We start from the raw sequence: 13,336 nt of genomic DNA, 5'->3' as shown, positions 1-13,336 counted from the left end.
GCTGAAATTACTTTCCTTTTATAGAATCGAGGAGCTTCCGATCTGCCTCAGAGAGGTCTGCTTCCTCCAGCAAATCTGGTCGCCTTTCCAGCGTCCGCTTCAAGGACTGCTCTCTACGCCACTTTTCAATATTTGCATGGTTGCCTGACATTAAGACATCTGGCACTCTATGCCCTCTAAATTCTACTGGACGCGTATAATGTGGGTGCTCTAGCAATCCAGTAGAAAAAGAATCTTGCTCATGAGATTCTGCTTTTCCTAGGACGTTTGGAAGCAAGCGCACTACACTATCTACTACAGTCATGGCCGCAAGCTCTCCGCCTGTCAGGACAAAATCTCCAATAGAGATTTCATCTGTAATTAGATGCTCCCTAATGCGCTCGTCATACCCCTCATAGTGTCCACAGATGAAGATCAGCTCTTCCTCTTTCGCAAGCTCTTCTGCCTTCTTTTGAGTAAAGCGCTCTCCTTGTGGACATAACAGAATGACACGTCTTTTATTGCTAGGAGGCAGTGCCTCTACTGCATGGAAGATCGGCTCTGGCTTTAATACCATCCCCGCTCCTCCTCCGTATGGGTAATCATCGACTTGGTTATGCTTATTCCCTGCATAATCTCGAAAGTTCACTACGTTAATAGATACCTCATTCTTTTCTTGCGCCTTCTTCAGTATGGAAGAGTTAAAGACACCTGTAAACATTTCTGGGAACAATGAAAGAATGTGGATCTTCATCATGATAGCAGACCTTCTAACACTTCAATCGTAATCTTTTGGTTCTTGATATCCACTTCTTTTACCACATCTTCGATATAAGGAATATAATGCGTTTTACCCTTTGCTGGCTGAACTGCCCACACATCATTCGCTCCCGTTTGAAGAATCTCCGTCACAGTACCGATTGTTTCTCCCTCAGTTGATACAACCGTACAGCCAATAATTTCGTGGAAATAAAATTCGTTTTCCTCTAATTCAGAAAGCTGCTTTTTCGAAACCTTTAAGATTGCATCGCGGAATCCCTCTACTTCCTTCAAAAGCCCGTAGCCTTCGAATGTAAGTAGATCAAAGTTTTTATGCTTACGATGACTCGCAATCTTTACTTTCATCGGCTTAGAGCCATCTGACTTAAACAGAGTCAGCACATTTCCTACCTGATAACGATCTTCAGCGAAATCCGTTGTAGAGATGACACGCACCTCTCCCCAGATGCCATGGGTATTCACAATTTTTCCTACGTTAAACCATTCCATCGTCCAAAACCTCCTTTGAAAAGCAGAAGCATAAGGAAGGCAATATGACCGTTCCTACTGTAAATTCTCTCTATGCTTGCCCCTCTTATGCTACAAAAAAGGAAGAACAAATTGTTCTCCCTTTTTGTAAACTACAGATTGTAAGTTAATCTAAAATGTCGACATATATTTTCTTCTGGTTACTGCCTGCTGCTGAGTACACAATAGTTCGAATAGATTTCGCTACTCGGCCTTGTTTGCCAATTACTTTCCCCATATCTTCAGGATGAACAGAAAGCTTGTAAACTATACGGTTCACACTTTCCTCTTTTCCAACCTGAACGCTATCTGGATAATCAACTAATGGTTTTACGATTGTCTCGATCAGCTGCTCCACAATGTACCCTCCGATTATTTGCCGAATTTTGTGTTATGGAATTTCTCCATGATTCCTTGCTCAGAGAACAAGTTACGTACTGTATCAGATGGTTTTGCACCATTTTGAAGCCATTTTAACGCTAATTCTTCGTTAATTTTTACTTCAGCTGGTTTAGTAAGTGGGTTGTAAGTACCTACTGTTTCAATTTGACGACCATCACGTGGTGAGCGAGAGTCTGCTACTACAATACGATAAAAAGGAGATTTTTTAGCTCCCATACGTTTTAAACGAATTTTAACTGCCATTTTTTATTGCACCTCCGAATAGTTTCACACAAGATAGTATATTATCAAGGTTTTAGATGTTTGTAAAGTGTTTTTTCTTAACACCTTATTTATTTGAAAAAAATTATTTAAAAAGAGAATCAAAACCAGGCACTTTCATCTTTTTCTTCCCTTTTTGGGTCATGTTCGTCATTTGCTTCATCATTTTTTTCATTTCATCAAATTGCTTCAGCAGACGGTTTACATCTTGAATAGACGTACCAGAACCTTTGGCGATACGTTTCTTTCTTGGACCATTAATAATCTCAGGGGTAGTTTTTTCCTGAGGAGTCATCGAATAGATAATCGCTTCTACTCGGCCCATTTGTTTTTCATCTACTTTTGCATTTTCTAGCCCTTTGATTTTTCCAGCGCCCGGAAGCATCTTTAAGATTTCATCCAATGGCCCCATCTTTTTCACCTGGCTAAGCTGCTCTAGGAAGTCATCAAATGTGAAGGATTGGGTTCTAAACTTCTCTTCCAACTCCTTCGCACGCTGTTCATCCACATTCGCCTGCGCTTTTTCAATAAGAGACATCATATCTCCCATCCCTAGAATTCGGGAAGCCATTCGTTCTGGATGGAATGGCTCAAGCGCATCCATTTTTTCACCCATCCCAACAAATTTAATAGGTTTTTGGGTGATCGAACGGATAGATAATGCTGCCCCACCACGAGTATCACCATCTAGCTTCGTAAGCACGACGCCAGTGATTCCAATGGATTCGTTGAAGTTGTTCGCTACGTTCACGGCATCTTGCCCTGTCATCGCATCCACAACTAAAAATACTTCATCTGGCTCTTTAAGCGCACGGATATCCTTTAATTCCTGCATGAGCGCCTCGTCAATGTGAAGACGACCAGCAGTATCGATGATTACGACATCATTATGATCTTCCTTCGCTTTTTCGAGCCCCTGCTTCACGATTTCTACCGGAGAAATGTCCGTACCCATTTGGAATACAGGCAATGAAAGCTGTTTACCAATTGTTTCTAGCTGTTTAACTGCAGCTGGTCGGTATACATCGGCTGCAATCAATAAAGGCTTTTTATTATACTTTTTACGAAGTACGTTTGCCAGCTTACCTGTAGTGGTTGTTTTACCTGCCCCTTGTAGACCGACCATCATAATAACGGTTGGTGGTCTGGAAGAGAAGGAAATTTGACTTTGCTCCCCACCCATTAAGTTTGTCAGCTCGTCTTTTACGATTTTAATTACTTGCTGACCAGGTGTTAGGCTTTTCATTACTTCCTGACCGACAGCACGTTCCGATACGTTTTTAACGAATTCTTTTACTACCTTTAAGTTAACGTCCGCTTCTAATAGTGCATAGCGGACTTCCCGCATCATTTCTTTTACGTCTGCTTCAGAAATCTTCCCTTTACCTTTGATTTTCTGAATTGTTCCTTGGAGCCGCTCTGCTAATCCTTCAAATGCCATGCACGCTCGCCTCCTAATCCCATTCTTTTAATTGATCAATTAGTTCGATAAGCTGATCGTTTACCGACTCTTCCTTGGCCAATTGCAGAAGCTGCTCGATTGTTTCTTGTCGGTTTTCGAATTTGGATAGGAGGTTTAGTTTATCCTCATATTCCTCGAGCATTGCTTCTGTGCGGCGGATGTTATCGTATACTGCTTGCCTAGAGATGCTGTATTCTTCTGCGATTTCTCCAAGGGATAAGTCGTCTAGATAATATAGTTGCATATAGCTTCGTTGTTTATCAGTTAATAGTGCCTGGTAAAAATCGAAGAGAAAATTCATTCTAGTTGTTTTTTCAATCAATTCCCATCTCTCCTTACCATTGTTCCTTAGTAGTGCTTTGAAGCTTTAGGTAATCAAATCAGTGATTGGGTTAAGAAATCCCGTTATTAAGTGTAGGCGCTATGGGTGGACGCATTCCGCAGGGTGAGCGATGAGCCAGCACCGGCCGCTTACGCGTGTCGGTGTGCTGTCTCATTTTTCTCACTCATCCTGCAGGAGTCGCCACCCGCCGCTTCCAGTCACAAATAAAGTCGAATATAATTCTGTTCTGATTATGGAAGCCCTCTTAGCAACTACCACTTTGATTAAGAATAGTCGCTTCCTGCCGGTCGCTACCCATTACAAATTAAGTTAAATTAATACTAATTTAATTATGGATCCCTTCTGATTGATTTACAGCTCTGTTAAGTACAGTCATCGCTCAGAGCGTACTCTTACAGCAATCAATAAATCAATCCAAAGAATCCACCGTCTGGGCGGATATCTTACTCTTGCTTTTTTATATAACTTTACTTATCAATTGTATTAATACCGCACAGGTCTGTCAAGTAATTTTACTTGTCTTACCTGTTAAGTACTGGTTCTGTTGTTAGTCGTTTTCTTTCTCGTCTTCTAGCTCGAGGCCGTCTGCGAAGAGGCCGTATACGTACTTTTCTGCGTCAAATGGTTGCAGGTCATCCATTTTTTCCCCTAGGCCTACAAATTTTACAGGGATGTGAAGCTTGTTGCGGATGGCTAGGACGATACCGCCTTTTGCAGTTCCGTCTAGCTTCGTTAGCACAATTCCTGTTACATTTGTAGCTTCCTTAAACGTTTGTGCTTGCACTAGTGCATTTTGACCTGTGGTAGCGTCTAAAGCTAGTAGTACTTCGTGCGGTGCATTTGGAACCTCTCTAGAAATAACGCGATGGATTTTTTCTAGTTCATTCATCAGGTTTACTTTGTTTTGAAGTCTTCCAGCGGTATCGCAGATTAACACATCCGCTTTTCGGGATTTGGCAGCACGGATGGCATCGTACATAACAGCTGCAGGGTCAGAGCCCTCAGCCTGCTTGATAACCTCTACGCCTACTCTGTCTCCCCATACCTGTAGCTGGTCTATTGCCCCCGCACGGAACGTATCTCCTGCAGCTAGCATAACTTTTTTGCCTTCGCTGTTAAGACGATGAGCGAGCTTCCCGATTGTAGTAGTTTTCCCAACACCATTTACTCCAACGAATAAAATGACAGAAAGCCCTTCTTGTTCTAGGTTAAGCGACGTAATGTCTTCTTCACCAGCCTGATAGATTTCTACAAGCTTTTCAGAGATTACTGATTGAATACCGGCAGTATCCTTGATATTTTTACGCTGCACCTCAAATCGAAGGGAATCCATCAGCTCAAGCACTGTCTCAAAGCCCACATCGGCTTGCAGTAGGATTTCCTCTAGCTCTTCAAAAAAGTCCTCATCTACTTTGCGGTATCTTGCGACAAGATCATTCACTTTTGAGGTAAATTGATTGCGAGTTTTTGCAAGACCTTCCTTAAATTTATTCGTGACAGTTACTGTTTGCTCAGCTTCTGGAGTGGAACCAAGCATTTTATCCTTTAATTTCTTAAAAAAGCTCATAAAAAAACTCCTTTTATGTTACTAATTCTTCTTCTAATTTTACAGAAACAAGCTTCGAAATACCGGATTCTTGCATCGTGATTCCGTATAGCACGTCGGCACCCTCCATCGTTCCCTTTCGGTGGGTGATAACGATAAATTGTGTCTCATGGCTAAACTTCTTCAAGTAGTCACTATAACGTGTGACATTCGCTTCGTCTAAGGCCGCCTCTACTTCATCGAGGATACAGAAAGGTACAGGTCTTGTATGAAGGATAGAGAATAGCAATGCAATTGCCGTTAACGCTCTTTCCCCACCTGACAATAAAGATAGATTTTGTAACTTTTTACCAGGCGGCTGCGCTACGATATCTATTCCCGTATTCAGTAAGGAGGATGGATCTGTTAGCACTAAATCTGCCTGTCCCCCACCGAAAAGTTGACGGAAGACCACCTTGAAATGGCGTTGTATCTCACGGAAGGTTGTTTCAAAGCGAATGGTCATTTCCTCGTCCATTTCTTTGATTACCTCATGTAAGGTTTCTTGAGCTGCTAATAAATCCTCTCGCTGCTCGGTTAAGAATGCATGTCTTTCAGAGACCTGCTCGAATTCTTGGATAGAGGCCAAGTTAATAGGTCCCAATTCCTCAATAGAACGTTTAAGCAGTTTCACCTTCTTACGTGCAAGCTCCTCCTCCATATCGAATGGATAATCACGCTCTGCCTCCTCTAGACTCATTTCATACGTGTCCTCTAGATGGTTTTGCAGTGCTCTTGTCTCTACCTCTATCTTGCTTAGTTTAAGCTCTAGCTCTCGCTCGTTAGATGTATGGACGGAGAGCTGCTGTAAAAGTCTCTTCAACGCCTCTTCATTTCTTGCAATCATTTGAGAAATATCTGTTCGTCCAGTTTTCCCAGCTTGAATTTGCTCGACCAGGTAATCCTTTTTCTTCTTCAAGTCACTGATCAATTGATCTAGCTCCTCAGGAGACTGTCCACCATGGTCATCATTTTCATACCAAGCAATTTCTTTCTGAAGACTACTGATTCGTTGCTTGCTTTTCGCATTATCTTCCGTTAGTTGCGCTCTATCTTTTTCACGTTGCGTAACTTGTTCATTTACAACGGCGATTGTAGCAAGCAGCTCGCCAAGCTCGTTTTGGAATTTATCCTTTTCTTCAATCGATTGCTGCTTCAGTTGCTGAAGCTGGTCAATCGTTTGCTGAATAGAAGCAAGGGATTGCTGAATTTCTGCACTTCGCTTTTCCGTTTGCTCCTTTTTACGAACAAGGTCGTTTTGAAGGTTGCTTTTTTCTGTCTTCACTTCATCATATTCTAGTAATCGATTAGACAGTCGAGTGAGGATAGCAGTACATTCTCTCGTCTCCGCTAGTAGCTTATGCTCTTCTTCTCGTAAGCCTTCTCCCTGGATACGCGCGTCCTCTAGCTCAATTTTCAGCTGATTGACCTCTTGCTTTTTCGAGGCAACAGAACGTTCAGCATTTAAAACAGAGGCTTCTAGCTCTACCAGCTTTTCATTCAGCTGCTCCAGCTCTGCTTTTCTCGTGAATACAGAGGATTGCTGTTTGGAAGCTCCTCCTGTTAGAGATCCACCGGCATTTACTACGTCCCCATCCAGTGTTACAAATCGGTATCGATATTGCAGTCGGGCCGCCATTTCATTGGCACCCTTTAAGTCTCTTGCTACGATAATATTACCAAGTAAATTTTCAAAAATTACTTGATAATCCTTTTGATAGTTAACTAGCTGGTCGGCTGTGTCAATAAAAGCTGGATGCTGTTTGATCGGAGCAAGTGTTTGCTCACTTAGCTTTCTAGATTTGATTACCTCTAAAGGCAGAAACGTAGCACGACCTACTCTCTTACGCTTCAGCCATTCAATTGCCACACGTGCATCCTGACTTGTGTCAGTAATAATATGCTGAGATTGCTGACCAATTGCAGTGTCAATCGCGCTCATATATTCGGTTGGAATCTGAATAAGCTCTGCAACTGCACCATGAATCCCTTGCAGCTCCTTCTTATCCCGTGCAAACAGCACTTCCTTTACACCCTGGAAGAAGCCGGCAAACTCGGACTCGAGCTCTTCAAGCGAATCCTTTCGAGCCTGCATCTGATGCTTCATTTGATATGCCTTTTGAAGCATTGTCTGCTGCTCCTCATAGGCTGCCTCTAGACGAGTTGCTGTCTCACGCTTCGACGTGTAAGACTCTAGCTTTCGTGCTAGCTTGTCCTGACAGGTTGCTAACAAAGCATCTAGCTCTTCTTTTCTAGCAGATAGCTTTTCAGTCTCCTCCTTTAATTCACGATAGTCTTCTACCATTTTTTCAGAGGTGACCATTTCTGTTTGAAGCTGCTGCTCCATATGCTTCATTTCATTTTTCATCGCTGCTTCTTCGTTTAACAGTTCGATGTATGAGCTTTTCAGGTTTTCAATTTCTTCTTCCACCTCAGATGCCGATTTGCTTAGCACCTTTTCGATTTGAATCTTCTTGGCACGAAGCTCCTTCAACGTCTGCTGTTTTTCAGCCTTTGATGCATCATTTTGCTCCATCTGTGCTTCCAAAGCTGCTAAACGGCTCTGTTCTTCCTCTAGCGCTCTTTTTAACTGCGCAATTTGCTGACTAGCATTTTGCTTTTTCTCAGCCAGCAGCAGCTTTCTACCCTCTAAGCGCTCTAGCTCGGAGCTAGTATCAACCAGCTGCCCTTGCTCATCATCTAATTTTTCGTCGATGGAGGTTAAGTTTTTACGGCTTTCTTGGATAGCAGCTTCGATTTGATTTATTTCTACGGTTAGCTGTCCCTTTGCCTCTTCTACTACTTGAAGCTGTTTATGTAGCGTTTCTGTTTGTTGAATAAATTGACGTAAATCGTGTCCAATGACGGCTATTTCAATATCCTTTAGCTCTGCATACATCGTTAAATAATCGTTTGCTAAAGAAGATTGGATACGAAGAGGCTCCATGCGGTCATCTAGCTCGTGTAGGATATCTAATACACGATTTAGATTATCATCCGTTTCAATGAGCTTAAATTCGGCCTTCTTCTTTCGCTGCTTGTATTTTAGTACACCAGCTGCCTCTTCAAATATAGCTCTTCTATCCTCAGGGCGACTGTTTAGTATTTCGTCGACCCTACCTTGCGAAATAATGGAAAAGGCTTCTTTTCCTAATCCAGAGTCCATAAATAAATCGGTAATATCCTTTAATCGACAGTTCTGTTTGTTTAATAAATATTCACTATCACCAGAGCGGAATACCCTTCTGGTCACACTGATCTCTGCAAAATCAAGTGCAACTCTTCGGTCCGCATTATCCAATATTAAGGTAACCTCAGCAAAGTTTAACGCCTTTCTCGAATCACTTCCTGCAAAAATAACATCCTCCATTTTTGCTCCACGAAGTGATTTGGCAGATTGCTCTCCTAGCACCCATCTTATTGCATCTGTCACATTACTCTTTCCACTACCATTTGGACCAACCACTGCTGTCACACCAGGAACAAAATCTATCCCAATTCGATCTGCAAATGATTTGAATCCAATTATCTCTAATCTTTTAAGGAACAACGATTATTCCTCCTGTTCTTGATCCTTTATAGCATGAATGGCGATTCGAGCGGCCTGTTGCTCTGCCTCTTTCTTCGAACGCCCTTTTCCAATTCCAAGCTCCTTCGCATTTAAAAGTACACGAGACACGAAGGTTCTATTATGTGCAGGTCCTTTTTCTTCTACTATTTCATAGCTCAAGGTACCATTGTTTTTTTGCTGAACAACCTCTTGTAATTGACTTTTATAATCCATCACATGCGAAAAAGCACCGGTTTCTATTTTCGGGAAGACGACCTTTTCTAAAAATTGAACGACTTCCTCTAAGCCCTTATCTAGATATAACGCTCCTACAAATGCTTCGAAAACATCAGCAAGCAGTGCTGGTCTTTCTCGACCACCAGTGAGTTCCTCGCCTTTTCCAAGCAATACATATTTTCCAAAACCAAGCTCATTCGCAAACACTACAAGGGATGGCTCGCATACAATTGCCGCTCTAAGCTTGGTAAGCTGCCCCTCACTCATTAGTGCATATTGCTGGAATAAATATTGAGAGACGGAAAGCTCTAACACTGCGTCCCCTAAAAATTCTAAGCGTTCATTATCCGTGAAAAATTTCCGGCGATGCTCATTCACATAGGATGAATGGGTAAAGGCTTGATACAATAAGGTAGGATTATTAAAGTGTATATTAAAATGCTCCTGAAAATGCTGAAATTGTTGTTTTACTGCTTCGGGAAAACCTGTTTTTCTATTCTGATTATGTTTTCGATTTACTTTCATCCTAATCTGCCTTTCTCGCTTAAACGTCTATCTGTATAAGTTTACCCTTTTATAAACCATTGTGCAAAAAGAAATAGAGACGTTTTGCCGCTATTCATTCGAATAAAGCAGAACGTCTCTTTTCCTTAATTCATCTAAGTGGTTTTTAGCCTTGCTTGCTTTCAATATAGCTAACTGCATTACCTACAGTAGAAATGTTTTCAGCATCTTCATCAGAAATCTCCATATCGAATTCATCCTCAAGCTCCATAACCAATTCAACTACATCAAGAGAGTCTGCACCTAAATCATCACGGAAAGATGCTTCTAATGTTACTTCACTTTCGTCTACACCTAGACGATCTACGATTACTTTAGTTACGCGTTCTAAAACTGTTGACACATTTGTCACCTCCCCTCAATGATTATACAAAAAACTGCGTGTTTGGAAAAGAACTTCCTAACCTCACATGTACATACCGCCATTAACATGTATGGTTTGACCGGTTATATAGCTAGCATCCTCTGAAGCTAAGAAAGCTACTGTCTTTGCAATGTCCGCTGGCTGCCCAAATTTCGCTAATGGAATTTGACCTAGCATCTGGGTTTTCACCTCATCAGGAAGCGCATCGGTCATGTCCGTAGTAATAAAACCTGGTGCCACTGCATTTACGGTAATATTCCGGCTAGCAAGCTCGATCGCAGAGGTCTTCGTCAGTCCAATTACCCCTGCTTTAGCAGCTACGTAATTGGCTTGTCCAGGGTTACCAGCGACTCCAACGATAGAAGTGATATTAATAATTCGTCCTTTTCGTTGCTTCATCATCTGTCTTGTCACTGCCTTTGTACATAGGAAGACTCCTTTTAGGTTGGTGTTTAACACATCATCCCATTCTTGCTCCTTCATTCTCATCAACAGGTTATCGCGAGTAATCCCCGCGTTATTCACTAACACATCAATAGATCCAAAGTTCTCAAGCGTTTGTGCAACAAGCTGCTGCACATCCTCCGCTTGGTCTACATTCGCTTGTATGGCAAATGCTTCACCGCCAAGCGATTTAATCTCTGCTACCACTGCCTCTGCCTTTTCTTTGCTACCACTATAGTTAACTGCTATCTTTGCACCTTCACTTGCTAGATAAAGAGCAATTTCTTTCCCGATTCCTCGAGAAGCACCTGTCACAATGACCGATTTGCCTTCTAACTTACCCATTTACAACCTCTCCCAGCTCTGAAATGACTTGCTGCATAGACGCCTCATCATGAACGCAATAAACAGTTGCCGAACGATCTATTTTTTTCACCAACCCGCTTAACACTTTACCAGGACCGCATTCAATAAAAACAGTTACTCCAAGGTCTAATAGCTGCCTCACAGACTCCTCCCATCGAACAGGAGAATATAGCTGTTCAACTAAGAGATCCTGAAAATCGGTAGCCTTCTCTGTAGGCAGTGCAGTAACGTTAGAAATGACAGGAGTGTTAGCATCCTTCATTTCAATTGTATGAATAGCTTGTTCTAATTTATGTGCTGCAGGTCGCATTAATTCCGAATGGAAAGGTCCACTAACGACTAATGGTATAGCACGCTTTGCTCCAGAATCCTTTGCTCGTTCCGAAGCGAGTCTTACACCTTCCGCCGTTCCGGAAATAACAATTTGACCAGGACAATTCAGATTGGCAATTTGAACAAGATTCCCTTCGGCTGTCACTTCGCTAGTGACCTCCTTCAGCAAATGCTCTTCCATGCCTAGGATCGCCGCCATCGAGCCTTCTCCAAAAGGAACAGCCTCATTCATAAACAAGCCTCTTTGGTGTACTAAGGAAACGGCGTCCGTAAAACGAATGGCACCGGAGGCAACCAAAGCGGAATACTCTCCTAAGCTGTGCCCTGCTGTATAATGCGGCTTAATACCAGCATCCATGAGAGCATGCGCAACCATCGTACTCGTTGTTAATAGAGCTGGCTGTGCGTGATAGGTCTTTGTCAGCTCTTCTGCTGGACCTTCCAGCATAATGTTTGTTAATGAAAACCCTAATACTTTATCTGCTTCTTCATAAAACCTTTTTCTCTCAACGCTGCTTTCGATCAGCTGCTGCCCCATCCCCACGGATTGAGAGCCTTGACCAGGAAATATAAAAGCAATTTTAGTCATTAGATGATTCCTTTCTTAACGTAGTTTGGATAATACCCGCTACATTGTTTTCCACCATCGTTTTTGCTTGTCTGATTGCATGGAACACAGCATGTGCATTGGAAGAACCATGCGCTTTAATCACAGGGGCCTTCAAACCAAACAGCCCTGCTCCTCCGTATTCGGAGTAATCAAGCTTGCCTTTCAAGCCTTTTAGCTCGTCCTTCACAAGCAATGCACCAATTTTTGTCTTTGTAGAGCTGTTCAACGCTTCCTTCAGCAGGGTAAAAATGCTAGCCGCCGTACCCTCAATCGTTTTCAACACCATATTTCCTGTGAAACCATCCGTTACCACGACATCTGCTACGCCGCTTAGAAGATCTCTCGATTCTACGTTTCCAATGAAATTTATAGGAGATTCGCTTAGCAAGGCGAATGCTGCTTTCGTCAGCTCGTTTCCTTTTTGATCCTCCGTACCGATGTTCAGCAGTCCAACTCTTGGGTTAGAAATACCTCTTACCTTTTCTGCATAGACGCTTCCCATTACCGCAAACTGCTGTAAATGCTCTGGCTTCGCATCCGCATTCGCTCCCAAATCGAGCATCACAAAGCCCTTTCCATCCACTGTCGGTAGAGTCGGAGCAAGTGCCGGACGATCTACTTGGTCAATTCGACCAACCACGAACAGCCCTGCTGCCATTAAAGCACCTGTATTTCCCGCAGATACACAAGCGTCTGCCTCTCCATTTTTCACTGACTCCGCCATTTTCACCATCGAAGAATTTTTCTTTCTTCTAATTGCTCTAACCGGCTCGTCCGTTCCTTCAATTACTTCTTCTGTATGTATTACCTTGATGCGTTCATGCACCTTCATAAGAGGAGCTAACTTCTCTTCATTTCCATATAAAAGTATTTCGATATCCGAAAATGCATCAAGTGCCTCGTAAGCTCCTTTGACGATTTCGTGTGGGGCGTTGTCTCCGCCCATTGCATCTATTGCTATCTTCATATTACTCACCTTTACTTAAGACATAGTTACTCTATACATATCAAATTGGCCAGCAAATACAGTATCATTTTCTACCTTACTTGTCACTTCAATGACCGTATTATTTCTTTCCGTATCACTAGAAATCACAACCGCTTTCGCAATTACTCGATCACCAGCCTTGACCGGCTTCACAAAGGTAATATTCGCTTTTCTAGTTAGTGCGAGCTCGTCATTGATTACTGCTACTGCTAGCGAGTTTGCTTGTGCAAATAAATGATGGCCACGAGCTATCCCATTTCTCGCAAACACATGGTCCTGTGTTATGTCCAATAAAGAGATGGCCTGTTTATCCAATTCTATATCAATAATCTCTCCAATCACCTCATCAAGGGGAAGAGATTTCACCTCAGCTTCAAATTTATTGGCGGCGACAGATTTGATACGTTCACGAAGCTCCGGAATGGAAAGCTCCATCCGATCAAGTCGAATCGTTTGAACACTCACATGAAACGTGGATGCCAGATTTTCATCTGTGATAAAAGGATTTTTCTCTAAAGTCTCTAAAAGCAATCTCTGTCTTTCTTTTTTCGTATATTTCAT

14 protein-coding genes are annotated in these 13,336 nt (G+C 42.4%); all 14 read right to left on the bottom strand.

Annotation, left to right across the window (positions count from 1 at the left end):
• Window positions 1-7: 7 nt before the first annotated feature.
• Window positions 8-733, bottom strand: a complete 726-nt coding sequence (gene trmD / locus AC1ECF_RS04530) for a tRNA (guanosine(37)-N1)-methyltransferase TrmD (protein WP_480388414.1) — start codon at window positions 731-733, stop codon at window positions 8-10.
• Complete coding sequence (rimM, locus tag AC1ECF_RS04525) at window positions 733-1,248, bottom strand: ribosome maturation factor RimM (RefSeq protein WP_480388213.1); 516 nt, start codon at window positions 1,246-1,248, stop codon at window positions 733-735. Before rimM ends, trmD begins: the two co-directional genes overlap by 1 nt.
• A 145-nt stretch (window positions 1,249-1,393) precedes the next feature.
• Entirely contained in the window at window positions 1,394-1,624 is a 231-nt protein-coding gene (locus AC1ECF_RS04520) for a KH domain-containing protein (protein WP_480388212.1), read from the bottom strand.
• Between the two features lie 14 nt (window positions 1,625-1,638).
• Window positions 1,639-1,911: a 30S ribosomal protein S16 gene (rpsP, locus tag AC1ECF_RS04515; protein WP_480388211.1), complete on the bottom strand. Its 273-nt coding sequence runs from the start codon at window positions 1,909-1,911 to the stop codon at window positions 1,639-1,641.
• A gap of 103 nt (window positions 1,912-2,014) precedes the next feature.
• Entirely contained in the window at window positions 2,015-3,370 is a 1,356-nt protein-coding gene (ffh, locus tag AC1ECF_RS04510) for a signal recognition particle protein (protein WP_480388210.1), read from the bottom strand.
• A gap of 13 nt (window positions 3,371-3,383) precedes the next feature.
• Window positions 3,384-3,713, bottom strand: coding sequence for a putative DNA-binding protein (locus tag AC1ECF_RS04505; RefSeq protein ID WP_480388209.1), 330 nt, complete (start codon window positions 3,711-3,713; stop codon window positions 3,384-3,386).
• A 568-nt stretch (window positions 3,714-4,281) separates the two neighbouring features.
• Entirely contained in the window at window positions 4,282-5,301 is a 1,020-nt protein-coding gene (gene ftsY, locus AC1ECF_RS04500) for a signal recognition particle-docking protein FtsY (RefSeq protein WP_480388208.1), read from the bottom strand.
• A gap of 13 nt (window positions 5,302-5,314) precedes the next feature.
• Entirely contained in the window at window positions 5,315-8,869 is a 3,555-nt protein-coding gene (gene smc, locus AC1ECF_RS04495) for a chromosome segregation protein SMC (RefSeq protein ID WP_480388207.1), read from the bottom strand.
• A 3-nt stretch (window positions 8,870-8,872) separates the two neighbouring features.
• Window positions 8,873-9,631, bottom strand: coding sequence for a ribonuclease III (rnc, locus tag AC1ECF_RS04490; protein WP_480388206.1), 759 nt, complete (start codon window positions 9,629-9,631; stop codon window positions 8,873-8,875).
• A 145-nt stretch (window positions 9,632-9,776) separates the two neighbouring features.
• Window positions 9,777-10,013 carry an acyl carrier protein gene (locus AC1ECF_RS04485; protein ID WP_480388205.1) on the bottom strand — a complete coding sequence of 79 codons (237 nt, stop codon included), beginning with the start codon at window positions 10,011-10,013 and terminating at the stop codon, window positions 9,777-9,779.
• Between the two features lie 63 nt (window positions 10,014-10,076).
• Window positions 10,077-10,823, bottom strand: coding sequence for a 3-oxoacyl-[acyl-carrier-protein] reductase (fabG, locus tag AC1ECF_RS04480; RefSeq protein ID WP_480388204.1), 747 nt, complete (start codon window positions 10,821-10,823; stop codon window positions 10,077-10,079).
• A complete protein-coding gene (gene fabD, locus AC1ECF_RS04475; protein ID WP_480388203.1) occupies window positions 10,816-11,766 on the bottom strand; it encodes an ACP S-malonyltransferase in 951 nt (316 codons plus the stop codon). The genes fabG and fabD overlap by 8 nt, the downstream gene beginning before the upstream one ends.
• Entirely contained in the window at window positions 11,759-12,754 is a 996-nt protein-coding gene (gene plsX, locus AC1ECF_RS04470; protein WP_480388202.1) for a phosphate acyltransferase PlsX, read from the bottom strand. The genes fabD and plsX overlap by 8 nt, the downstream gene beginning before the upstream one ends.
• Window positions 12,755-12,769: 15 nt before the next feature.
• Window positions 12,770-13,336, bottom strand: coding sequence for a transcription factor FapR (fapR, locus tag AC1ECF_RS04465; RefSeq protein WP_480388201.1), 567 nt, complete (start codon window positions 13,334-13,336; stop codon window positions 12,770-12,772).

The organism is Psychrobacillus sp. Z3-81 (assembly GCF_056620325.1).
Note: the sequence above shows the minus strand (reverse complement) of the source record. Positions and strands in the feature narration are given on the sequence as shown.